General features: G+C 61.6%; 23 protein-coding genes and 1 tRNA gene. 16 read left to right on the plus strand and 8 right to left on the minus strand.

What is annotated here, in order from left to right; genetic code table 11:
• Nucleotides 1-19 precede the first annotated feature (19 nt).
• Nucleotides 20-925, plus strand: coding sequence for an alpha/beta fold hydrolase (locus FJ974_RS23370; protein WP_140538737.1), 906 nt, complete (start codon nt 20-22; stop codon nt 923-925).
• 71 nt (nt 926-996) lie between these two features.
• Here FJ974_RS23370 and FJ974_RS23375 read toward each other — a convergent pair whose 3' ends face one another.
• Nucleotides 997-2070 (minus strand): tyrosine-type recombinase/integrase, encoded by a 1074-nt coding sequence (locus FJ974_RS23375; RefSeq protein WP_140538736.1) that lies wholly within the window; start codon nt 2068-2070, stop codon nt 997-999.
• A gap of 243 nt (nt 2071-2313) precedes the next feature.
• Nucleotides 2314-3480 (minus strand): porin, encoded by a 1167-nt coding sequence (locus tag FJ974_RS23380; protein WP_140538735.1) that lies wholly within the window; start codon nt 3478-3480, stop codon nt 2314-2316.
• A gap of 448 nt (nt 3481-3928) precedes the next feature.
• Between FJ974_RS23380 and FJ974_RS23385 the strand changes: the two genes are divergently transcribed.
• Nucleotides 3929-4019, plus strand: a tRNA-Ser gene (locus FJ974_RS23385).
• A 43-nt stretch (nt 4020-4062) separates the two neighbouring features.
• Here FJ974_RS23385 and FJ974_RS23390 read toward each other — a convergent pair.
• Nucleotides 4063-5253 (minus strand): IS481 family transposase, encoded by a 1191-nt coding sequence (locus FJ974_RS23390; RefSeq protein ID WP_226891360.1) that lies wholly within the window; start codon nt 5251-5253, stop codon nt 4063-4065.
• A gap of 175 nt (nt 5254-5428) precedes the next feature.
• Here FJ974_RS23390 and FJ974_RS23395 point away from each other — a divergent pair, with 175 nt between their 5' ends.
• The gene (locus FJ974_RS23395) at nt 5429-5671 is read left to right on the plus strand and encodes a GIY-YIG nuclease family protein (protein ID WP_126095995.1); all 243 of its coding nucleotides are present in this window, start codon (nt 5429-5431) and stop codon (nt 5669-5671) included.
• Between the two features lie 100 nt (nt 5672-5771).
• Nucleotides 5772-6965, plus strand: coding sequence for a porin (locus FJ974_RS23400; protein WP_226891362.1), 1194 nt, complete (start codon nt 5772-5774; stop codon nt 6963-6965).
• A gap of 153 nt (nt 6966-7118) precedes the next feature.
• On the opposite strand, the gene FJ974_RS23405 is transcribed toward FJ974_RS23400, so the two are convergent.
• Nucleotides 7119-8795 carry a tetratricopeptide repeat-containing sulfotransferase family protein gene (locus FJ974_RS23405; RefSeq protein WP_140539232.1) on the minus strand — a complete coding sequence of 559 codons (1677 nt, stop codon included), beginning with the start codon at nt 8793-8795 and terminating at the stop codon, nt 7119-7121.
• A gap of 113 nt (nt 8796-8908) precedes the next feature.
• Here FJ974_RS23405 and FJ974_RS23410 point away from each other — a divergent pair, with 113 nt between their 5' ends.
• From FJ974_RS23410 to FJ974_RS23425, 4 genes are all read left to right on the plus strand, one after another.
• Nucleotides 8909-10021: a pyridoxal phosphate-dependent aminotransferase gene (locus tag FJ974_RS23410; RefSeq protein WP_140539233.1), complete on the plus strand. Its 1113-nt coding sequence runs from the start codon at nt 8909-8911 to the stop codon at nt 10019-10021.
• Between the two features lie 105 nt (nt 10022-10126).
• The gene (locus FJ974_RS23415) at nt 10127-10411 is read left to right on the plus strand and encodes an acylphosphatase (protein ID WP_140539234.1); all 285 of its coding nucleotides are present in this window, start codon (nt 10127-10129) and stop codon (nt 10409-10411) included.
• A gap of 71 nt (nt 10412-10482) precedes the next feature.
• The gene (locus FJ974_RS23420; RefSeq protein ID WP_140539235.1) at nt 10483-11127 is read left to right on the plus strand and encodes a TetR/AcrR family transcriptional regulator; all 645 of its coding nucleotides are present in this window, start codon (nt 10483-10485) and stop codon (nt 11125-11127) included.
• Complete coding sequence (locus FJ974_RS23425; protein WP_140539236.1) at nt 11096-12259, plus strand: isovaleryl-CoA dehydrogenase; 1164 nt, start codon at nt 11096-11098, stop codon at nt 12257-12259. The genes FJ974_RS23420 and FJ974_RS23425 overlap by 32 nt, the downstream gene beginning before the upstream one ends.
• On the opposite strand, the gene FJ974_RS23430 is transcribed toward FJ974_RS23425, so the two are convergent.
• Nucleotides 12256-12624 (minus strand): type II toxin-antitoxin system HicB family antitoxin, encoded by a 369-nt coding sequence (locus tag FJ974_RS23430; RefSeq protein ID WP_140539237.1) that lies wholly within the window; start codon nt 12622-12624, stop codon nt 12256-12258. The two genes, FJ974_RS23425 and FJ974_RS23430, sit on opposite strands and share 4 nt — an antisense overlap.
• Nucleotides 12621-12875, minus strand: a complete 255-nt coding sequence (locus tag FJ974_RS23435; protein ID WP_140539238.1) for a type II toxin-antitoxin system HicA family toxin — start codon at nt 12873-12875, stop codon at nt 12621-12623. The genes FJ974_RS23430 and FJ974_RS23435 overlap by 4 nt, the downstream gene beginning before the upstream one ends.
• Nucleotides 12876-12977: 102 nt before the next feature.
• Between FJ974_RS23435 and FJ974_RS23440 the strand changes: the two genes are divergently transcribed.
• From FJ974_RS23440 to FJ974_RS23460, 5 genes are all read left to right on the plus strand, one after another.
• The gene (locus tag FJ974_RS23440; protein WP_140539239.1) at nt 12978-14585 is read left to right on the plus strand and encodes a carboxyl transferase domain-containing protein; all 1608 of its coding nucleotides are present in this window, start codon (nt 12978-12980) and stop codon (nt 14583-14585) included.
• Nucleotide 14586: 1 nt separating this feature from the next.
• Nucleotides 14587-15117 (plus strand): O-acetyl-ADP-ribose deacetylase, encoded by a 531-nt coding sequence (locus FJ974_RS23445; protein WP_140539240.1) that lies wholly within the window; start codon nt 14587-14589, stop codon nt 15115-15117.
• A gap of 120 nt (nt 15118-15237) precedes the next feature.
• Nucleotides 15238-15609 carry a hypothetical protein gene (locus tag FJ974_RS23450; RefSeq protein ID WP_140539241.1) on the plus strand — a complete coding sequence of 124 codons (372 nt, stop codon included), beginning with the start codon at nt 15238-15240 and terminating at the stop codon, nt 15607-15609.
• 39 nt (nt 15610-15648) lie between these two features.
• Nucleotides 15649-16026 (plus strand): hypothetical protein, encoded by a 378-nt coding sequence (locus FJ974_RS23455; RefSeq protein ID WP_140539242.1) that lies wholly within the window; start codon nt 15649-15651, stop codon nt 16024-16026.
• Nucleotides 16027-16075: 49 nt separating this feature from the next.
• Complete coding sequence (locus tag FJ974_RS23460) at nt 16076-18037, plus strand: acetyl/propionyl/methylcrotonyl-CoA carboxylase subunit alpha (protein ID WP_140539243.1); 1962 nt, start codon at nt 16076-16078, stop codon at nt 18035-18037.
• Between the two features lie 58 nt (nt 18038-18095).
• Here FJ974_RS23460 and FJ974_RS23465 read toward each other — a convergent pair whose 3' ends face one another.
• Both FJ974_RS23465 and FJ974_RS23470 read right to left on the minus strand, forming a co-directional pair.
• Nucleotides 18096-19217, minus strand: coding sequence for an ABC transporter substrate-binding protein (locus FJ974_RS23465; RefSeq protein ID WP_140539244.1), 1122 nt, complete (start codon nt 19215-19217; stop codon nt 18096-18098).
• Between the two features lie 369 nt (nt 19218-19586).
• Nucleotides 19587-19853, minus strand: a complete 267-nt coding sequence (locus FJ974_RS23470; protein WP_140539245.1) for a sel1 repeat family protein — start codon at nt 19851-19853, stop codon at nt 19587-19589.
• Nucleotides 19854-20289: 436 nt separating this feature from the next.
• Between FJ974_RS23470 and FJ974_RS23475 the strand changes: the two genes are divergently transcribed.
• The 3 genes from FJ974_RS23475 to FJ974_RS23485 all read left to right on the plus strand — a co-directional run bounded on the left by FJ974_RS23475 (nt 20290) and on the right by FJ974_RS23485 (nt 21188).
• Nucleotides 20290-20631: a DUF2147 domain-containing protein gene (locus tag FJ974_RS23475; protein ID WP_140539246.1), complete on the plus strand. Its 342-nt coding sequence runs from the start codon at nt 20290-20292 to the stop codon at nt 20629-20631.
• A gap of 202 nt (nt 20632-20833) precedes the next feature.
• The gene (locus tag FJ974_RS23480; protein ID WP_181177347.1) at nt 20834-20980 is read left to right on the plus strand and encodes a hypothetical protein; all 147 of its coding nucleotides are present in this window, start codon (nt 20834-20836) and stop codon (nt 20978-20980) included.
• A gap of 34 nt (nt 20981-21014) precedes the next feature.
• Nucleotides 21015-21188 (plus strand): hypothetical protein, encoded by a 174-nt coding sequence (locus FJ974_RS23485; RefSeq protein ID WP_181177348.1) that lies wholly within the window; start codon nt 21015-21017, stop codon nt 21186-21188.
• Nucleotides 21189-21221: the final 33 nt, after the last annotated feature.

A 21221-nucleotide genomic window follows, 5' to 3' on the forward strand; every position in this document is an offset into this window, starting at 1 on the left:
CCAGCGGGACAGCATGCAAATGGCGAGCGACGACGGTTTCTCCGACTTCTTCTACACCGCGCCCGACGGGCTCAGGCTCCACACTCGCATTTACGGCGAGGCCAACACCAGCGGCTGGCCGGTGGTGTGCCTGCCCGGCCTCACCCGCAATGCTTGCGATTTTCACGAGCTTGCGCTCTATCTATCCCAAGATGCGGAAAGGCCGCGCAAGGTCATCGCATTCGACTATCGCGGGCGCGGCCGGTCGGACTACGATCCCGATATCAGCCACTATAATGTCGGCGTCGAGGCCGGCGACGTGCTTGCCGGACTGTCGGTGCTCGGCATCGAGGCGGCGGCCTTCATCGGCACTTCGCGCGGCGGCCTGATCATCCATGTGCTCGGGGCGCTCAGGCCGGCCGTGTTGAAGGCCATCGTCCTCAACGACATCGGGCCGGTGATCGAGGCTGAGGGCCTTGCCTACATCAAGATCTATCTCGACCGCAGCCCGACACCGAAGTCATTTGACGAGGCGGTGGGCGCGCAACGACGTGTGCATGGCGGCGATTTCCCGGCGCTTGCCGACGCCGACTGGGCGCGGATGGTGGCCGCCATCTGCCGCGAGACCGAGGACGGGTGGGTGCCGGATTTCGATGCGGCGCTGGTCGACACGCTGGCCGGGGCCGATTTCAGCAAGCCGCTGCCGGATCTGTGGCCGCAGTTCGAAGCGCTCGCCGCCGTGCCGCTGCTGGCCATACGCGGCGGCAATTCGAAGCTGTTGTCCGCCGTGACGCTCGAAGACATGCAGAAACGTCACGCGAACATGGAGGCAATCACGGTCGAGGGCCAGGGCCATGCCCCGTTCCTCGAAACCGGCAATCTGCCGGAGCAGATTGCCGCGTTCCTCGATCGGGCCGAAAGCAAGTCATTTAACAGTAAAGCCTGAGACTAAATCAGTCCAAGGCTTTCTCATACAATATAGATTCGCCTTGAGAGGTGCCGCCCCGACGACCGGCCCTATTTGCCCTTCGAGCGCTTGCGAGGCGCCTTCGCCGGCTCCGATCCGCCCTTTTTGCGGGAGGTCGGCGCGGGTGACGGTGTGGTCAGGGGAGATGCAAACACCGAGTTTTCCGTCGAGCGTTGCGACTCATCGCTACGCGGTTTCTCGAGCACGACGACGCAACCATCGAGATCGTTGGTGGCAAGATGCGCGTAGCGCATGGTCATCGACAGCGTCTGGTGGCCAAGCCACATCTGCACGCGGCGGATGTCGATGCCGCCCTGGACGAGACGCGAGGCGCAAGTGTGGCGCAGGATATGCGGCACCACCTGGTCGTCGGCGCCGAGACCGATCTCGCCCTTCGCCTCATTCCAGATGGCGCGATACTGCGCCTGGGTGAGTTTGGTGAACGGGCCCTTCGGCCGGCGTCCTTCGGCGGTCGGCGGCAGCTTGATCACCTCCTTGACCCGTTCGGTCATCGGGATGGTGCGGCTGCGGCCGGATTTGGTGATCCAGAACGAGACGCGGTGTTCCTGGATGTCGTTCCAGATCAGGCCGAGAGCCTCGCCGAGACGGCAGCCGGTATCAACCAGGAAGACGGAAAGCCTGTAGGCATCCTCGCTGCGGCTCCGGATGGCGGCGAACAGCCTCGCCTCTTCGTCCCTTTCAAGGAAACGAATTCGTCCGGCCCGCTCCTTCTGGCGGCGGAACTCGGGCAGGCTGTGGATATCTCCCATCTTATGAGCCTTGCGCAGCAATTTGCTGAGGGCAGCCATCTTGCGGTTGATGGTTGCATTGCTGTTCCCGCGCTGGCGCAAGGTACCGATAAGATTGTCCAGGGTATTCTGGTCAAAGGTGCTGAAACGCTCTCCCAGAAGGATCTCGTCTATTTCACCGATGAACGAGCTGACATTGTATTTATGCCGCCCGTCATCCCAGAGAATATCTCGATAAGCTGTAAAAAGCTCTCCGATCTTGTGGGACTTTACTTCTCTGACCTTGTTGTAAGTGTACCTAAACTTCGAATTCTGAGAAGAAAATACCGCAAAATGACCAGAGGGCTCACCCTCTTGAATCGCTTCGTTCGACATTTTTAGCCACACCCCCTGTGGTTAAGCGATCAGCCCTAACCGTTCGGAGGCGTCCTTTCAAGAGTTTTCGAGTCCTATGGCCGACCTCATCCACCGATGGCGGATCCCACAAAATCGCTCCACAGACCCAATCAGCTTACCGTTTTCACCCCCATCCTTTCGTTTGCCTCGACCAATCGCGAAAACAAAACGGCCCGGGCATTGAGATGCCCGGGCCGGATTTCACCTGTGTAATTCCAGCCCTTAGAAGGAGCGCTGGAAGCGGAGGAGTCCGCCGACGCTGTTCTTCTTGTCGGCGTTGGTCCAGTTGCCGTAGATCGTCGGGCTGTCGAAGTTGCCGTAGTGGTCATAGTCCACTTCAGCCGTGATCGTCATGCCCTTAACGATGTCGTAGGCGATGTTCGCCGCAACGCCGTAGTTCTTGTCGTCGTCACCCGACACCTGGAGGTTGAACGAGGTCTTCTCGTTGAACTTGTAGGTGCCGCCAGCCCACCAGGCCCAGTTGCCGCCCCACTGCTTGTAGAAGCCGCGGCCATGGGCGTCGATGGGGTTGGTCGCGTCGTCGTTAAGCTTGCCATCATTGCCGTAGCCGAACATGCCGAACAGCGAGATCTGGTCGTTGACGTTGACGTCCAAGCGGACCTTGCCAGTCACTTGCTCGTAGTTGCTGTCGTAAGCGACAACACCGGTGATGGCGCCCCAGCCCTGCGTGTATTTCACGCCGCCGACGACATGCGGAACATAGCTGTCGATCGTGCCCTTGATGCCCGAACCTTCTTCGAGCGAGACGACGGCCGAGAAGCCGTTGCCGGCGTCGAAGTAGTACTGGACGACATTGGTGTCGAAGTCGCCGTAGGGGACCAGCGTGTCCTGGATGACGTTGCCGGCGTAGCCGATGAACGTATCGAAGGCCGATTCGTCCTTACCGACGCGCAGACCACCGAGCTGGATCCAGGCAAAGTTCAGCGAAACGCCCTTGTTGTGGGCGTAATTTAAGTCGCCATTGGTCCGAATGCCATAGTCGTTGTGGTCGCCGAAGTTGAAGCGGGTCTCGGTGTAGGTCTTCAACGTGCCGAGCTCGGTTTCCTGGCCGGTCCAGGTCTTCAGCGTGAAGCGGGCCTGCTTGTAGTAGGTGCCCTGCTCTTTCACTGGAACCTTCGTATGATCGAACGCCTTCGCGCCGTCGAACGAGCCGACGTCGCCGATGCCGATGTCGTAACGGACATAGCCGCCGATGCGCAGGCAGGTCTCGGTGCCGGGGATGTAGAAATAGCCGGCTCCATAAACGTCGCAGATCTTGACGTATTCAGCCGGTTCCGGCTCGGCGACGACGACGGCGTCGGCGGCGCGCGCACCGGAAACTGCGATCAGGGCCGCAGCTGAGCCGAGAAGAAGGCTCTTGATGTTCATTTTCTGACCTCCAGTCAAAAGTTAAAAAACGGGTCTGGGTATTTTTTGCTGAAGGACAGCGTTCCCTGCCCCATCCCCACTAACCGAAAAAGATGCGCACCGCGCCGCTCCTTCGAACCTGACATTACCCATGAGGCGGCGGCGTTCAACAACGATCGTACCGGCGGAAGGGCCGTCGGGACGCTATCCCCCACGGTTGTTGCACAAATGACACGATTTGGCCTCACTCTGAAAGCTCTCGTTAACCATCGAGGGCCGCGCACAGTTAATTCCAGCCGAATCCGGCGATGACCCGGCCGAATTGCGGCGCCTGGCGAGTCGCCGGCAGGCGAGCTGCCGCAGAATCGCCTTACGGAGCCGCCGCATTGAGCCGGTCCGCCGATTTTTCGGCGATTATGGCGCCCGCTTGTTGATTGTGCCGGCGCTTTTCTTTATCCAGCGGCGCGACGGAGAGGTGGCCGAGTGGTCGAAGGCGCTCCCCTGCTAAGGGAGTAGAGGTCAAAAGCTTCTCGTGGGTTCGAATCCCATCCTCTCCGCCATCCTGCTTCTGTACGGCCCGGAGACATAGGTAACAGTTCGTACCTAAGACATGGGTGACAATCTCGTGCCGAACGGATTGTCGATCGTCTGCAAGGTCCTCTGCTCCAGGTCGACATATCCCAGATCATAATGCATGAAGCTGACGAGCCAAATGCCGTCGTCGACTTCCTTGATTCCGAGCCTCTGACCGGCGAGCACGGTCGAGACGTTGATCTTCTTCCTCATCATGCAGATGCGGCCGCAGGCGGTGACCATGGTGTCCTTGTCATGGAAGGGGTAGGTCAGCTCCGGCAGGCCATCATAGGGCCGTGACGAGGGGCTATAGAGTTCGGCCGGCACCTTCATGGCGATGGCTTCGTGGGGCCGTTCCTCATTGAATTCGCTGATGAAAGCGTCGAACCTGGCCTGCTGCTGGAGGGCATTCATGCCCGGCGGCCGCGTGGTCTCCTGCTTCAAGGTGCGGTGCATGCGCTCGTGGCGGCCGTTCTGCTGCGGATGACCGGGCCTGATGCGCTCGATCGCGATCCCCAGCCGCAGCCACCAGACGGAGAGCCTCGAGAGGTTGTAGAGGCCGTTGGGGGAAGCGAAGGGGACGCCGTTGTCGGAGCGGATGGCATGCGGCAGGCCGCGTTCCTTGAAGAGCCGGACGAAGGCCTCGATGACCGGAGCTTCCTTTGTCGCTTCAAGCGCTTCGGCGAGAAGCAGGTAGCGTGAGGCCTGATCGGTGACCGTCAGGGGGTAACAGTAGCGGCCGTCGCCGAGTTTGAACTCGCCCTTGAAGTCGGCGCACCACAGGTCATTGGGCTGGACAGCCTGCGAGAGCGGCGTGCCCTCGGCCTTGTTCGCCCGGTTCCTCTTGCGGGCCTGGCTCACAAGGCCGTGACGGTCGAGCACCGCGTGCACCGTGCTCTTGGCGGGAATACGCACGTCCCCGGCCAGCTTGCGCACCAGGAGCTCTCTGATCTTGCGGGCGCCCCAATGCGGCTTGTCGCGCTTGGCCTCGACGATCAGCCGCTCGACCGGGTCGGGCAGCTGGTTGGCGTAGCGGACCGGCCGGCGCGAGCGGTCGCATAGGGCTTCGAGCCCTTCCTCCCTATAGCGGCCGAAGATCTTGTAGCCGGTCTTGCGGGAAATCCCGAACTCCCGACACACTTCGCTCATGCCTTCGCCATCCAGAAGGCGGGCGACAAAACGTAGACGTTCCTCCATCACCGAACACTCTCTCCACGGCATCAACACCTCCGGCCAAAAGCCAAAAGTGTTACCCATGTGTCCGGTACAAATCGTCACCTATGTCTCGGGTCGCTCATTCGCGCTGCGCGCTTCGCAGGACAAGCCCCAACGGTTCGTGCGAAGCAGGATGGCGGAGAGGATGCCCTCCGAAGCCTTGGCGAAGGAGGGCCGGTTCGTGTGGTATGTCTATCTGCTTGAGAGCGAGGCTTTGGAAGGCGAGCGCTATATCGGCATAACGTCCGATTTGAAGAGGCGGATTGCCGATCACAACGCCGGAAAGTCCAGTCACACTTCCAAATTTCTCCCGTGGCGAATCGTGACCTACGTGGCCTTTTCAAGCCGAGCAAAGGCGACTTCATTCGAGCGCTATCTCAAATCGGGATCCGGGCATGCGTTCGCCAGCAAACGTCTTTGGTAGCGTTCACCCGATCGAAAAGCCTAGCAATAACAAAGCATTGATAAGGATTATGATCGAGTGAATGGCTCTCCCTCGTTCGATTCTGACTGGAGGTCAGAAAATGAACATCAAGAGCCTTCTTCTCGGCTCAGCTGCGGCCCTGATCGCAGTTTCCGGTGCGCGCGCCGCCGACGCCGTCGTCGTCGCCGAGCCGGAACCGGCTGAATACGTCAAGATCTGCGACGTCTACGGCTCGGGCTACTTCTACATCCCCGGCACCGAGACCTGCCTGCGCATCGGCGGCTATGTCCGCTACGACATCGGCCTCGGCGACGTCGGCTCGTTCGACGGCGCGAAGAACGTCGACCACCAGGACGGCGATATCCACAGCACTTGGTACAAGAACACCCGCTTCACGCTGAAGACGTGGACCGGCCAGGAAACTGAACTCGGCACGTTGAAGACCTACACCGAGACCCGCTTCAACTTCGGCAACAACAATCGCGGCGCCTCTGTTTCACGCACCACTGGTGGCGCCGTCACCAGCTTCACCGACAATCCTGCGGGCAACAAGAACGTCTCGCTGAACTTCGCCTGGATCCAGCTCGGTGGTCTCCGCGTCGGCAAGGACGAGTCGGCCTTCGATACGTTCATCGGCTATGCCGGCAACGTCATCCAGGATACGCTGGTCCCCTACGGCGACTTCGACACCAACGTCGTCCAGTACTATTTCGACGCCGGCAACGGCTTCTCGGCCGTAGTCTCGCTCGAAGAAGGCGCAGGCACTGTCGGCACGATCGACAGCTATGTCCCGCATGTCGTCGGCGGCGTGAAGTACACGCAGGGCTGGGGCGCCATCACCGGCGTCGTGGCCTATGACAGCAACTACGAGGAAGTCGCCGGTAAGGTCCGCCTAGACGTCAACGTCACCAACGAACTGTCGCTGTTCGGCATGTTCGGCTATGGCAGCGACGACAACCTCAATGACCCGACCAATGTCATCGACGCTCGTGGCCGCGGCTTCTACAAGATCTGGGGCGGCAACTGGGCGTTCTGGGCCGGCGGCACCTACAAGTTCAACGAGAAGACCTCGTTCAACCTCCAGGTGTCGGGCGATGAGGACAAGAACTACGGCGTGGCGGCGAACGTCGCCTACGACATCGTTCCCGGCTTCACGGTCACCGCCGAAGTCGACTACGATCACTTTGGCAAGTTTGACGAATGGAACGCCGACCACTCATCGACCGTCAACTTCACCGGCGCCGACAAGAAGAACAGCGTGGGCGGACTGCTCCGCTTCCAGCGCTCGTTCTAACGGGCTTTGTCTGAGTGAAATCGAAAAAAACCCGGCGGACGTCCGCCGGGTTTTTCTCTGAATTGGATGGCCGTTAGATCAAGCTGCTACGACAGTATTGAAAACCTGACGGCTATCATCCACCAAAATCGAACTGCCAACTAAAACTTATGGTCAGGTGTCGGCCAGATCTCCCAACGCGTCGATCAAGGGCTGGATCTCGCTTTCGTAATTCTTCCATCGCTTGACGGAGGACGTATAGATCGGCTGGCGGACCTGCCAGTTGCTATAGGTGTTTACGGAGCCGCCCCTCTCAAAAAAACGCAAGCAGGCTTCGTCCCAGGGGAGTCCGAGATAATTTATTAGACGCCTCGATTGCTCCTCTTGATCTTCAATCAATGTCTCATAGCAGTTTTCGAAGATCCGACCCGGGAAAATTTTGTCCCAATGCCGCATCAAGCGATCATATTCCCTGTAGTAAAGCCCCAGCGTCTCGAGATCGACGCTGTAACTATGCGCTTCATTGAATTGCAGCACGAAGCAGGAGACGCAATTGTCGATGGCGTCGCGGCGACAATGAATGATACGCGCATTGGGGAAAAGAATGCCGATCAGGCCGATCAGCTCGAAATTGTGAGGCATCTTGTCGACAATTCGCAGCGCATCGGGAGCCCGCTCGCGCAGATAGGCAAGGTGCGCTTCGGCTAAAGTCCTGGTCAGATCGGGAGTGATCGTCGCGATCGATTTGCCGAGGTTCACGTTGGAACGGTCTGCAAGGCCGAGGCCATCGGCTGTTCGTCTGAGCTTGCTGAGCTCGCCGGCGCCATGAACATTGGGATGACTGGCACAGATCTGCTCGGTCAGCGTCGTGCCCGAGCGAGGCATGCCGACCACGAATACTGGCACCTCCGATGAATTGCCATAAACGGCCCCTGAAGCCACCAGTTCCGGTGTAAAAGTTTCGATCATGGCATCGACCCAGCGACGGTAGCCTTCCAGATCGAATTTTTGGGCCCCCGCTTGATTTCCTTTCTTATAGTGATCCATCGCCTCTTTGTAGCGACGGACGTCGGTGAGCACCTTTCCGGCGGCGTGGTGGAGCGCCGTCGCTCCTTCCGATCCGTGATCCGGGTCTTGAAGCTCCGTTAGGATTGCCGCGAGTTCCGGCGGCTCTTCGGCGAATTTGCGCGTGCGTACAAGCGCATTGTACGCAGCCGGCACCGCTATGCGCCGTGCTATTGCATCTTTCAGAAGAGCTGCCGCTTCGTCCATACGACCGAGGCTTGCGAGTGCACGGGGCAGCCCCAACCGGGCCTGAGGATGATCTCGATTGATCTTGAGCGCCTTCTCAAAAAGAGGCAGCGCCATTTCTCCTTTGTCAAACGAATTGTAGGCGTCGCCCAAGGCGCAAAGCGCTTCCACCAGATCCGGCTTCAAGGCCAAGGCTTGCTGAAAGTGCCTGATTGCCGGTGTAAATTCGCTGAGCTTCAGATAGGTTTCGCCAAGGCTAAGGTGGTAGTAAGGATTTCGCGGCTCCTCTCCGACCGCCCGAGCAAAATACCGCAAGGCTTTCTCGTTGTCGTATCCGATACCGAGAGTTCCCAGGATATAAAAAGCCAGCGGATGGTTTGGCGTTCTTGCCAGAACCTTGAGACAGAGTTCCTCGGCCTCCGGCAGCCGCTCGGCTTTTTGCAACTCGAGCGCCTGTCTCAATAGCATGTCGTCGGCGTGCGCTCGCGATGGACCGGCCTGCAGCGCGGCTTTCGGAGGTGCAGCTTTCGGCGATACCGCTTTCGCCGAGGGATGTGTCTTGAGGTGCTTTGCCCAGGCGGGCGGTAATCGATTGCTCATCCTGTCTCGCTAGCAAAATCGACCGGCGAAATCCAGCGCGGCATTGTCACCGACAACTTGCGCCAACTCGCCCGTCACGCTAGCAAGAAGCCCGTTTCAGTCGAGCCTTTGCCATGCGCCTACGCCCTCCCCTTACGCCGATTGTCGGCGCGCTTCCCACCACGGTGCCGTTCGTCGGTCCCGAAGCGCAGGAGCGCGACCGCGGCCGGTCCTTCCGCGCCCGCATCGGCGCCAATGAGAGCAGCTTCGGTCCTTCGCCGCGCGTCATTGCCCGCATGGAAAGCGTGGCGCGCGACCAGTGGATGTATTGCGACCCCGACAATTTCGACCTGAAGGTGGTGGCGGCCGCTCATCTTGGCGTCGGCGTCGAAAACGTGGTCGTCGGCGAGGGCATTGACGGGCTGCTCGGCCTGGTGGCGCGCATGTATGTCGCGCCGGGCAATGCGGTGGTGACCTCGCTCGGTGCCTACCCGACCTTCAACTTCCACATCGCCGGCGTCGGCGGCCGACTGGTCACGGTGCCTTACGCCAACGACAAGGAAGACCTCGACGGGCTGCTCGCCGCGGTGCGCCGGGAAAAAGCGCCGCTGGTCTATCTTTCCAACCCGGACAATCCGATGGGCAGTTGGTGGGAGACGCCGGATCTCGTTCGCTTCATCGGGGCGTTGCCGGAAACCACTATGCTGGTGCTCGACGAAGCCTATGGCGAGTTGGGACCAGCCTCGGCGCTGCCGCCGATCGACGTCTCGCGGCCGAACGTCATCCGCATGCGCACCTTCTCCAAGGCTTACGGGCTTGCCGGCATACGCTGCGGCTATGCCGTCGCCCAAGCAGAGGTGATCCGCGACTTCGAGAAGATCCGCAACCATTACGGCGTCAGCCGCATGGCGCAGATCGCCGGCGTCGAAGCGCTCGCCGACCAGGATTATCTGCAGAGCGTGGTGGCGCGCGTCGCCGCCGGGCGCCGCCGCATTGCCGGCATTGCCGAGCAGAATGGCCTGACGCCGCTGCCGTCGGCGACCAATTTCGTCACCATCGATTGCGGCAGCGATGGCGCCTTCGCGCTGAAGGTGATGCAAGGCCTGTTGTCGCGCGACGTCTTCATCCGCAAGCCGATGGCGCCAGTCCTCGACCGTTGCATCAGGGTCAGCGTCGGACTCGACCATGAGCTCGATATGTTTGCCGAGGAACTGCCGGGCGCATTGGCAGCAGCGCGCGGCAACTAGGAACGGCTGATCCGCGTCCAGCAGGCCATCTAACATATCGTCCTGTTATCGAGCCTTTGCCTTTGACGCGACCTGCTCCAGATTGATGGAATGCAGGGAGACACCATGCAGGACCAGCAGAGAGCCGTGCGGGCACGCATTTCCGGCAGGGTGCAGGGCGTCAGCTACCGGGTCTGGACGCGCGGCGAAGCCGTGCGTCTGGGGCTGACGGGCTGGGTCCGCAACGAAGGCGATGGCTCGGTGTCGGCGCTGATCGCTGGAACCGATACCGCCGTCAACGCGATGATCGACCGGCTTTGGCAAGGCCCGCGCGGCGCATCGGTTTCGAAGGTCGCGATCGAGCCGGTTGTCGACGATGATTTGCCGACCGACTTCCGGATCATTGCCTGAGCATCAGGGTGAAGTTGAATAATTCTTGAATTAATTGAACGTTCGTTTTATTATCGCCTCACGAGGCAAAGATGGCGCGCACCACAGGTTCCGACGGCGAAAAAACCGAGGCGGCGGTCCGCGAGGCGGCGATCAGCCTGATCGCGCGTCTCGGATACGAGGCGATGTCGATGCGCCAGCTGGGAGCGGAAGTCGGCGTGCAGGCAGCTGCGCTCTACCGCTATTTTCCGACCAAGGAAGAGCTGCTGTTCACGTTGATGCGCGAGCACATGGAAGGCCTGCTGGACGCCTGGGACAGGGCGCGCCCGGTCAGCGCGGACCCAATCGCACGGCTCTCCGCCTTTGTCGAAAACCACATCGCCTTCCACGTCGAGCGCCGCCACGCCACGCATGTCTCCAACATGGAATTGCGCAGCCTCTCGCATGAGAGGCTGACGCAGATCCTTAAGCTGCGCACGGCCTATGAGAAGGAACTGCGCACGATCCTGCGCGACGGCGCCGAAGCGGGCGTCTTCGAGATCGACGACACCGGGCTCACCGCCATGGCGCTGATCCAGATGCTGACCGGCGTCATCGTCTGGTTCCGGCCGGGCGAGAGGCTGTCGATCGCCGAAGTCACCGCGACATATCTTTCAATGACAATGCGGCTCGTCGGCGCGAAGATCGAAGGGAGGGAGGAACGTCATGTACACCAACACGCTGAGCTTCGGACTTGATGCCGATATCGAGGCGCTGCGCGACACCGTGCGGCGCTTCGCCCAGGACAGGATCGCGCCGATCGCTGCCGACATCGACCGCTCGAATGAATTCCCGGCGCATCTGTGGGCGGAGCTTGGCGCGCTCGGCCTGCTCGGCATCACCGCCGACCCGGATTTCGGCGGTACCGGCATGGGCTATCTCGCACATGTCGTTGCGGTCGAAGAGATTTCGCGCGCGTCCGCTTCGGTGGGCCTCTCCTACGGTGCCCATTCCAACCTCTGCGTCAACCAGATCAACCGCTGGGCAACGCCGGCGCAGAAGGAAAAATACCTGCCGGCGCTGTGCAGCGGCGAAAAAGTCGGCGCGCTGGCGATGTCGGAATCCGGCGCCGGCTCCGACGTGGTGTCGCTGCGGCTGCGCGCCGAAAAGCGCAACGACCGCTATGTGCTCAACGGCTCGAAAATGTGGATCACCAATGGTCCGGACGCCGAAACGCTGGTGGTCTACGCCAAGACCGATCCGGAGCGCCATTCGCGCGGCATCACCGCCTTCGTCGTCGAGAAGGCCTTTGCCGGCTTTTCGGTGGCGCAGAAACTCGACAAGCTCGGCATGCGCGGCTCCAACACCGGCGAACTGGTTTTCGAGGATGTCGAGGTGCCGTATGAGAATGTGCTGCACGAGGAAGGCCGCGGCGTCGAGGTGCTGATGTCGGGCCTCGACTATGAGCGCACGGTACTGGCCGGAGGCCCGGTCGGGCTGATGGCGGCCTGCCTAGACGTCGCGATCCCTTATGTGCATGAGCGCAAGCAGTTCGGCCAGCCGATCGGCGAGTTCCAGCTGGTGCAGGGCAAGCTCGCCGATATGTACGCGACGCTGAACGCCGCGCGCGCCTATGTCTACGCCGTTGCGGCCGCCTGCGACCGCGGCGAGACGACCCGCAAGGACGCCGCCGGCTGCGTTTTGTTCGCCGCCGAAAAGGCGACGCAGATGGCGCTCGACGCGCTGCAGCTTCTGGGCGGCAACGGCTACATCAACGATTATCCGACCGGCCGGCTTTTGCGCGACGCCAAGCTCTACGAGATCGGCGCCGGCACCAGCGAAATTCGCCGATGGCTGATCGGCCGCGAGATCATGGCGGAGGTGATTTAATGCGCGCGGCTCGTCACTTTCGTCGAGCCTTCGTCGATCCGCTTGCGTGCAGCTTCGGCGAGCGTGTCCGACACCCATTGATTAACGGATTTGCCGTCGCTGGCGGCCGCCCGGCTGACAAGACGGTGGACTTCCGGCGTGGTGCGCAACGCAAGCTTGCCGGAAAAAGGCTTCTGGGGGTCGATGCCACGCTCCTTGCAAAAGGCAAGGTAGTCATCGACGCTGTCGTGAAACGACTTTACCAGTTCTTCGGCAGTCTCGGCCTCGAACGTAATAATGTCTCGAATGCCAAGGATGCGGCCATGGAACACCATGTCCTCGTCGTCGAACTCGATCGATCCGGCATATCCCTTATAAAGCTTCATGGGCTTATTCCAATGTTCGTCAAAAACTCCCGAATGTCCCTGATTGCCCATCGTTTGGTGTCAGGCGATGGATGGGGCCGATGCAGGAACAGTTTCTGGCCCGCGATGATGAACCGCACCCGCGAGCCACTGCCTTCCGAAACCTCGGCTCCAAGCGCGACCAGCAACGCCTCGACATCGCGCCATTTGATCGAAGCGCTGACCGGATTGGAAAATATCTTATCCAGAGTCTCCCGGTGCGCGGCTTTCATTGCTTTCGCCCTCCCCAAATCGAATACCTTGATGGCCGGCTCCTCTCGGGTCAGGGCGAGAGCCAAGTGATAGTAAAATATGATATCATCCGAGGTTCGTCAATGCCTGCCCTGACCTCCCAGATCTCCCCCGCCTCCGACAGCTTCCGCGCCAATGCCGAGCGCATGCGCGCGCTGGTCGACGACATCGCGGAGACGGCTGCAACCGTCGAGCGCGGCGGCTCGGAGGAAGCGCGCGAGCGGCATGTCTCGCGCGGCAAACTTCTGCCGCGCGAGCGGCTGGCGCAATTGCTGGACACCGGCTCGCCCTTCCTCGAGATCGGCCAGTTCGCGGCTTGGGCGATGTACGGCGAGGACATTCACTCGGCCGGCATCATCACCGGCATCGGCCGCGTCGAGGGCACGGAGGTGATGGTCGTCGTCAACGACGCCACGGTGAAGGGCGGCACCTATTATCCGCTGACAGTGAAGAAGCATCTGCGGGCCCAGGAGATCGCGTTGCAGAACAACCTGCCCTGCGTCTATCTGGTCGACTCAGGCGGCGCCAATCTGCCCAACCAGGACGAAGTGTTTCCCGACCGTGAGCATTTCGGCCGCATCTTCTACAACCAGGCCAACATGTCGGCGGCCGGCATCCCGCAGATCGCCTGCGTCATGGGCTCGTGCACGGCGGGCGGCGCCTATGTGCCGGCGATGTCGGACGAGACCATCATGGTGCGCAACCAGGCGACCATCTTCCTCGGCGGGCCGCCGCTGGTGAAGGCGGCGACAGGTGAGGACGTGACCGGCGAGGAACTCGGCGGCGCCGACGTGCACACCAGGCTTTCGGGCGTCGCCGACCACTATGCGATTGACGACGAACATGCGCTGGCCATTTGCCGGCGCATCATCAAAAACCTCAATCGGAACAAGACAGTAAGGCTGAACTTACAGAAATCGAGTCCGCCCCTTCATGCCGCGGATGAGCTCTACGGCATCGTGCCGACCGACCTGCGCCAGCCCTATGATGTGCGCGAGGTGATCGCACGCCTGGTCGATGGCTCGGAGTTCGATGAGTTCAAGCAGAATTACGGCGCCACTTTGGTCGCCGGTTTTGCCCATCTGCACGGCATGCCGGTCGGCATCATCGGCAACAATGGTGTGCTGTTTTCGGAAAGCGCGCTGAAGGGCGCGCATTTCATCGAGCTCTGCTGCCAGCGCGGCATTCCACTGATCTTCCTGCAGAACATCACCGGCTTCATGGTCGGGCGAAAGTACGAGGCCGGCGGCATCGCCAAGGACGGCGCCAAGCTGGTGATGGCGGTTGCCAACGCCAAGGTGCCGAAAGTCACGGTCATTATCGGCGGCTCGTTCGGCGCCGGCAATTACGGCATGTGCGGCCGCGCCTATTCGCCTCGCTTCCTGTGGATGTGGCCGAACGCGCGCATCTCGGTGATGGGCGGCGAGCAGGCGGCAACAGTGCTGGCCATGGTCAGGCGCGAGGGCATCGAGCGCAAGGGCGGGCAGTGGAGCGCCGAGGAGGAAGCAAAATTCCGCAAGCCGATCCTGATGAAATACGAGCATGAGGGCCATCCGCTCTATTCCTCGGCAAGGCTTTGGGACGACGGCATCATCGATCCGGCAAAGACGCGCGAGGTGCTGGCACTCAGCCTGTCGGCCGCGCTCAATGCCGAGATCGAGGAAACGAAATTCGGCGTGTTCAGGATGTGAGATGAGCGATACCGGCGACAGGATCCGCATCCATACCGGCGACATCACCAGGCTCGCGGTCGACGCCATCGTCAACGCCGCCAATTCCTCGCTGCTTGGCGGCGGTGGAGTCGACGGCGCCATCCACCGCGCCGCCGGACCGGAGCTGGTCGCCGAGTGCCGTACGCTTCACGGCTGCAAAACCGGCGACGCCAAGCTGACCAAAGGCTATCGCCTGCCGGCGCATTACGTCATCCACACGGTCGGGCCTGTCTGGCAAGGCGGCGGCAAGGGCGAAGCCGAGCTGCTCGCCTCCTGCTACCGGCGCTCGCTCGAAATCGCCGGCGCTCATGATTGCCGAACGATAGCCTTTCCGGCGATCTCGACCGGCGTCTACCGCTTCCCGAAGGAGCAAGCGGCAAACATTGCCGTTGGCACCATCAGCAGCTTCATTGCACAAAATCCATTGCCGGAAATCGTGACTTTCTGCTGCTTCGACGAGCAGACCGCGGAACTATACCGGCGAGCCATTGCTGACCATGGGGAAAGCTGAACTCGATGGACCAATCGATTCATCAGCACAGGCAAATGCGATTTTTGTTTAACCAACTAGCGGTTGCAAAAAATATTTGCTATTGCTCACCCTGCATTGGGGATTCGGGGTGGGGAAGACATGATTTCGGAATATTGTGGCAAGTCGGCCGCGCCGATGCTTGCAGGGTTGCTAATGTTGGTAGCCCCGGCCGCCGAGGCGGCCGGATCGCTGGCCGGCAGCAAGGGTCATGTTCGTTTTCCGGTCTACTCCGCACCCGGCTCGACCGGCGGCTGCGGCAAACACTACCGGGAATACATCGCGGCCGGAGGCCATTCCGCATACGCAATGACGCCGTTCAACTGGGCGACGGAATTCACCATCTGCGGCATCTCGCTCAACGCGCCGTCGCAGCAGGCGGCCGAAGCCAAGGCACTCAACTCCTGCGAATCCGGCCGCAAAAAGTGGAAGGTTTCCACGGCTGGTGCCTGCAGTGTCGCCGCATCCAAATAGGCGGTTGGCCGCCAGCAGCTTTTTTTCGGGGGGAGCAGAATGAAATCCATCACCATCAAACGGGTGGTCGCAGCGGTGCTGGCTGGGGCGTTTATTTCAGCGATGCCGGGTGCCGAGGCGGCCGGTTCGCTGGCAGGCAGCGTGGGCGACAAGCGCTTTCCGCCGCCCTTGTCTGGAAATCCCAAGGACCAATGCACCAGCGCCTACAGGTCCTATGTCGCGGCGAGCGGCCATTCGGCCTATGCCACGACTTTCTATACGCGCGTGGTGGACCTGTATGTCGTTTGCGGCAAGGCGCTCAACGCACCGTCGCAGAAGGCCGCGGAGAACATGGCGATGGCCAACTGCCAGGGTGGCCTGAAGAAGTGGCGACTCAACACGGCAAGCGGCGGCTGCGCGATCGCGGCGTCGAAATAGGCAGGCGCCCGCCAGGCTGGTGCCGCCCGATGCAAAACGGGAGGGCACCATGTTCGGCAAGATCCTGATCGCCAATCGCGGCGAGATCGCCTGCCGCGTCATCCGCACCGCCCGCAAGCTCGGCGTGCGCACCGTGGCCGTCTATTCGGACGCCGACGCGCGTGCCCTGCATGTCGAGATGGCCGACGAAGCGGTGCATATCGGCCCCTCGCCCGCCGGCGAAAGCTATCTGCGCGGCGACCGGATCGTCGCGGCCGCACTCGCCACCGGCGCGGAGGCCATCCATCCCGGCTACGGCTTTCTGTCGGAGAACCCCGATTTCGTCGACCAGGTGACGGCGGCCGGGCTCATCTTCGTCGGCCCGTCGGCGGCCTCGATCCGCGCCATGGGCCTGAAGGACGCCGCCAAGCGGCTGATGGAAAAGGCCGGCGTGCCGGTGGTGCCCGGCTACCACGGCGAGGCGCAGGAGATCGTGCTGCTTGCCTCCAAGGCGCGCGAGATCGGCTACCCGGTGCTGATCAAGGCGCGCGCCGGCGGCGGCGGCAAGGGCATGCGGCGCGTCGACCACCCGGATGATTTCTCCGAGGCGCTATCCGGCGCGCGGCGCGAAGCCAAGGCCGCCTTCGGCGACGACCGCGTGCTGGTGGAAAAGTATGTCGACAAGCCGCGCCACATCGAGGTGCAGGTGTTCGGCGACAATTTTGGCAATGCCGTGCATCTCTACGAACGCGATTGCTCGGCGCAGCGCCGCCACCAGAAGGTGATCGAGGAAGCGCCGGCGCCGGGCATGACGCCGGCGTTGCGCAAGGCGATGACGGAAGCGGCGGTGAAGGCCGCCAAGGCGATCGGCTATTCCGGCGCCGGCACCATCGAGTTCATCGTCGATGCCTCGCAGGGGCTCAAGGCCGACCGCTTCTGGTTCATGGAGATGAACACGCGCCTCCAGGTCGAGCACCCCGTCACCGAGATGGTCACCGGCGTCGATCTGGTGGAATGGCAATTGCGCGTGGCGGCCGGCGAAAAGCTGCCGAAGGCGCAAGCCGAGATCGGGCTTGCCGGCCACGCCTTCGAGGCGCGCATCTATGCCGAGGACGCGGCGAAAGGCTTCCTGCCGGCGACGGGCACGCTTTATCACCTGAAATTCCCAGACGCGGCCCCGGAGGGTGCCGCAATGCGCATCGAGGCCGGCGTGCGGGCCGGCGATGCGATCTCGCCCTTCTACGACCCGATGATCGCCAAGCTGGTGGTGCAAGGCAAGGATAGGGCCGCAGCACTTGCCGCGCTGCGCAAAACGCTGGCGCAAACCGAAGTGGCCGGCTCGACGGTCAACACCGGCTTTCTCGCCGCCCTTGCCGCCGACGCCGATTTCCAGGCGGGCGACGTGGATACCGGCCTGATCGGCAGGCATCAGGAAGCACTGGTCGCCATACCACCTCCCGGCGACGAGGTAATCGCCGCGGCAGCGCTTGCGGCGACCGGCGCTGATGCGCCGGGCATCGCTGCCGATCCGTGGTCCGCGCTTGCCGGCTACGCGCATTTCCACACGCTGGCGCGGCGCACCCGCCTGCGCTACGGCGAGGAGAACATCCTGGCGCGGGTCTCGGCGCGGCCGGACGGACGCTTCCAGGTGGCGCTGGAAGCGCCGCATGACGCAATCAATTCACATGACCTCAGGAATATGCCGCGCGCCGCCCGCTGGCCCGGCCACGTCACCGTATTCGAAGGCGCGATCGGCTATGCCTTCGCGGTTCCCGATCCGCTCGCCAAGGCCGACGAAGCGGGTGCCGCGTCAGGCAGCCTGCGCGCGCCGATGCCTGGCCTTGTCAAGCTGGTGCGGGCGGCAGCGGGCGATGCGGTGATGAAGGGCCAACCCCTGCTGATTCTCGAGGCGATGAAGATGGAGCACACCATCGCCGCCCCGCATGACGGGGTGATCGCCGAGATTGCAGCCGAAGGCGCGCAGGTGAGCGACGGCACCGTGCTGGTGCGCTTCGAGGACGGCCAGGGCTAAAAGAAATGGCCGGGACGAGCCCGGCCATTTCCCATTTCCATTTGTTCTGCCGAAGCGATTACGGCTTGATCGGCGCGTATTTGCCGTCGTGCCACTGGTTGATGTCATAGCTGGCGTTCTTCAGGTCGCCCTTCTCGTCGAAGGTGACATCGCCGACAACGGTGCTGAACGGCGTGCCGTTCTTCAAGGCTGCGGCGACCTTGGCCGGATCGTCGGTTCCGGCGCGCTTGACGCCCTCGGCGACGGCCTGAATCACCGCGTAGGAGAACAGCGTGAAGCCTTCCGGCGTGAAGCCGCCGGCCTTGATCTTGGCGACGGCGTCCTTGGCTTCGGGCTTGGCCTGCGGGTCCGACGGGAACACGAACAGCGTGCCTTCACCGGCCGGGCCGGCGACCTGCCAGAATTCCGGCGAGGCGATCGAGTCCGGCATGATCAGCTGGAACTTGACGTTCTGTTCGGCCGACTGACGCAGGATGAGGCCGGCCTCGGGGTGATAGCCACCGAAATAGACGACATCCGCTTTGAGCTCCTTCAGCTTGGTGACCAGAGCCGAATAATCCTTCTCGCCGGCATTGATGCCTTCATAGTCGACTTCCTTGAGGCCATTGGCATTCATGGTCGCCTTCACGGCATCGGCAACGCCCTGCCCGTAGGCGCTCTTGTCGTGCAGGATGACGACGTTCTTGCCGGCATATTTCTTGGCGATCCACGGGCCGATGAAGGCGCCCTGCGCATCGTCACGCGTATAAAGGCGCATGATCGTCGGCCAGCCGGACTTGGCCGCGTCGTCAGTAAGCTTCGGGTTGGACGAAGCCGGACTCATCATCAGCGTGCCTGCCTCGGCATAGACGGCGGAGGCCGGAATGCTCGAGCCCGAACAGGCATGGCCGTCGACGAATTTGACGCTGTTGGCGACGATCCGGTTGGCGACCGACACCGCCTGCTTCGGATCGCACTGATCGTCCTCGATGTCGAGCTTGATCATCGAGCCGTTGACGCCGCCCGCCGCGTTGATGGCGTCGGCGGCGGCCTGCGCGCCCTGCTTGAACTGGTCACCGATGTTGGCGAGCTGCCCGGTCATCGGGCCGACCACCGCAATGGTGATGTCGTCAGCGAAGGCAACCGGCGCACTCATCATCAGGCCCAATGCGGCCGCGCTCAAAATACCCAATTTTTTCATGACAATAAGAACTCCTCCACTTGCGCGCGGCCGCCGGCCGCGCTTCTTCCAGAAGCCGGGACAATTTCACCCTTCGCTGAAACTGTCGAGAGGACAACTCCGCAGATTTTGGTTCATTGCGATGAGGATTTCTTGGGCCAAGGGCTTGGAAGCCGACCGGGCGCAAAATGCAAAAGCCGCGCCAGCCTGTTCCGGCCGGTCGCGGCTTTTTGCGATCGAGCTTCCCCGGCGCCTCGGCGCGTGAACCCGCTCGCTTCCCTGTTTTGTTGCACGGCTTGAGTTCGTCGAGCTGCCGCGTTCTTGGTCTTGATGATCGGCCGTCTTGTCGCGGCCTTGCCCCTGTTTAGCCTTCGGTCGTTGCGCCGGAGATCAGTGCATCGTCATCCATTCGCGCGCTTCGCGCAGCGCCCTGGCGATCTCGACCTTCGACATCGTGGCCGACAGTTCCGAGCGCAGCTCGGCGGCGCGGGCCGAGCCCTTGATCGCGGCGATGTTGAACCATTTGTGGGCGGCAACGACGTCGGCCGCGCAATCGCGGCCGGTTGCATACATTATGCCCAGTTCGAAAAGAATGTCGGCCTGGGCAGTTGCCCCCATGGCGCCGAAGCCGGCTTCAAGCATTTCAAAACGTGCCATTTCAATCCCCTGTCTGCTCCCGAGAGCTGCCTCCTTCTGTCCCTTGATTTCCCTTGGGGCGGGCCGCTCTTTCGATGCTTTGGAGGATGACGGCTGGCGTTGAATCCGTCGTTAAATGGCTTGCTTAATTTGAGGAAAACAAAGCTAAAACAAGAAGTAAACACGAAAAACTGTTAAGCATAGGAAGCGCGCAATTCTGCCTTTTCGCGTCAAATTCGACGAAAATTTCGAACCCGTGAATCAAGACTTCGCTAACCACGGAAACCGAAGACTTTTCCGCAGTTGGTTTGTTTCGAGCCCGTCGCCCACGCGAAAATCCCTGCAACCTTCCGTGGCGGCACCGCTTTCGTTTTGGCAACGGCTGGATTAGCCTTCCGTATGCGTAAGGGGCGGAAGGGCGGATGGAGTCCCGACGGAACCTATAGGGAGGACAGAGATGTTTCGAAAAGTGAGCCTGGCCCTGGCGGCCACCTTGATCATGGCAGGCGCAGCCTGGGCCGACCCGATCGAAGGCAATTGGAAAACGCAATCCGGCGAGACCGCCACGATCGACGGCGGCGGAACATTCACTATTACGCTCAAGACCGGCAAATATGCCGGCAAGACCATCGGGTCGCTGAAGGCGGCCGGCGACAACAAATATGCCGGCAACATCACCGATCCGGCCAACGACAAGACCTATTCCGGCAAGGCGACGCTCTCCGGCGCTTCGCTCAAGATGAGCGGCTGCGTGCTGGGCGGCCTCATCTGCAAGAGCCAGACCTGGCACAAGCTCTGAAAGCCTGTCCAAAGACGATGTGAAAACGGGGCCCGGGCGGCCCCGTTCTTCTTTATGTTTGAGGAGCGCCGGACAGGCATACCCGGTGCCCACCCGCGCTTAAAACCCTCATCAATCAAGTTGAACCGCGGATGAATACCGGTCTCAGAACCGGTTCAGAGGGGTTCGGGCATTCTCTCCCGCATCGAAGGAGAGAAACCCAATGCTTGCCCGCCGCTTCACCATCGTCTGTCTGCTGATGAGCCTGTTCGGCATGTTCTTCGCCATTCTGGTGGCCGAAGCCGGCCGGCCCGACCGCTCCTTGGACAGGCCCTGCCAGTTCGGCTGCATGAACCATTTCAGCCGCTGAAACGACCAATCCTCGAAACCGGGAAACAACCACCATGGACCGCATCGCCCCCAGTATAATCGACACTCTCCGGCTCCTGCCGCGGGCGATGCTCATCCTGATGCTGTTTATCGTCCCTGTATTGGCCGTGCCGATGATGCGCGCCGACACCGAGGCGCCGAAAAAGGGCGTCGGTTTTGTGCTGCTGGTCAGCCTGCAGCGCGGATAACACGGTCAAAGAAAAACGACACGCCAGGCCAGC

Source organism: Mesorhizobium sp. B1-1-8, assembly GCF_006442795.2.
Taxonomy (GTDB): Bacteria; Pseudomonadota; Alphaproteobacteria; order Rhizobiales; family Rhizobiaceae; genus Mesorhizobium.

Excerpts from the sequence above, each read along its gene's own strand:
- FJ974_RS23420 (WP_140539235.1), top strand. The coding sequence starts at position 10,483 with ATGGCGCGCACCACAGGTTCCGACGGCGAAAAAACCGAGGCGGCGGTC.
- FJ974_RS23370 (WP_140538737.1), top strand. The coding sequence starts at position 20 with ATGGCGAGCGACGACGGTTTCTCCGACTTCTTCTACACCGCGCCCGAC.
- FJ974_RS23455 (WP_140539242.1), top strand. The coding sequence starts at position 15,649 with ATGAAATCCATCACCATCAAACGGGTGGTCGCAGCGGTGCTGGCTGGG.
- FJ974_RS23430 (WP_140539237.1), bottom strand. The coding sequence starts at position 12,624 with ATGAAGCTTTATAAGGGATATGCCGGATCGATCGAGTTCGACGACGAG.
- FJ974_RS23410 (WP_140539233.1), top strand. The coding sequence starts at position 8,909 with ATGCGCCTACGCCCTCCCCTTACGCCGATTGTCGGCGCGCTTCCCACC.
- FJ974_RS23390 (WP_226891360.1), bottom strand. The coding sequence starts at position 5,253 with ATGCCGTGGAGAGAGTGTTCGGTGATGGAGGAACGTCTACGTTTTGTC.
- FJ974_RS23400 (WP_226891362.1), top strand. The coding sequence starts at position 5,772 with ATGAACATCAAGAGCCTTCTTCTCGGCTCAGCTGCGGCCCTGATCGCA.
- FJ974_RS23425 (WP_140539236.1), top strand. The coding sequence starts at position 11,096 with ATGTACACCAACACGCTGAGCTTCGGACTTGATGCCGATATCGAGGCG.
- FJ974_RS23480 (WP_181177347.1), top strand. The coding sequence starts at position 20,834 with ATGCTTGCCCGCCGCTTCACCATCGTCTGTCTGCTGATGAGCCTGTTC.
- FJ974_RS23470 (WP_140539245.1), bottom strand. The coding sequence starts at position 19,853 with ATGGCACGTTTTGAAATGCTTGAAGCCGGCTTCGGCGCCATGGGGGCA.
- FJ974_RS23435 (WP_140539238.1), bottom strand. The coding sequence starts at position 12,875 with ATGAAAGCCGCGCACCGGGAGACTCTGGATAAGATATTTTCCAATCCG.
- FJ974_RS23440 (WP_140539239.1), top strand. The coding sequence starts at position 12,978 with ATGCCTGCCCTGACCTCCCAGATCTCCCCCGCCTCCGACAGCTTCCGC.
- FJ974_RS23450 (WP_140539241.1), top strand. The coding sequence starts at position 15,238 with ATGATTTCGGAATATTGTGGCAAGTCGGCCGCGCCGATGCTTGCAGGG.
- FJ974_RS23460 (WP_140539243.1), top strand. The coding sequence starts at position 16,076 with ATGTTCGGCAAGATCCTGATCGCCAATCGCGGCGAGATCGCCTGCCGC.
- FJ974_RS23445 (WP_140539240.1), top strand. The coding sequence starts at position 14,587 with ATGAGCGATACCGGCGACAGGATCCGCATCCATACCGGCGACATCACC.
- FJ974_RS23465 (WP_140539244.1), bottom strand. The coding sequence starts at position 19,217 with ATGAAAAAATTGGGTATTTTGAGCGCGGCCGCATTGGGCCTGATGATG.
- FJ974_RS23475 (WP_140539246.1), top strand. The coding sequence starts at position 20,290 with ATGTTTCGAAAAGTGAGCCTGGCCCTGGCGGCCACCTTGATCATGGCA.
- FJ974_RS23415 (WP_140539234.1), top strand. The coding sequence starts at position 10,127 with ATGCAGGACCAGCAGAGAGCCGTGCGGGCACGCATTTCCGGCAGGGTG.
- FJ974_RS23405 (WP_140539232.1), bottom strand. The coding sequence starts at position 8,795 with ATGAGCAATCGATTACCGCCCGCCTGGGCAAAGCACCTCAAGACACAT.
- FJ974_RS23375 (WP_140538736.1), bottom strand. The coding sequence starts at position 2,070 with ATGTCGAACGAAGCGATTCAAGAGGGTGAGCCCTCTGGTCATTTTGCG.
- FJ974_RS23380 (WP_140538735.1), bottom strand. The coding sequence starts at position 3,480 with ATGAACATCAAGAGCCTTCTTCTCGGCTCAGCTGCGGCCCTGATCGCA.
- FJ974_RS23485 (WP_181177348.1), top strand. The coding sequence starts at position 21,015 with ATGGACCGCATCGCCCCCAGTATAATCGACACTCTCCGGCTCCTGCCG.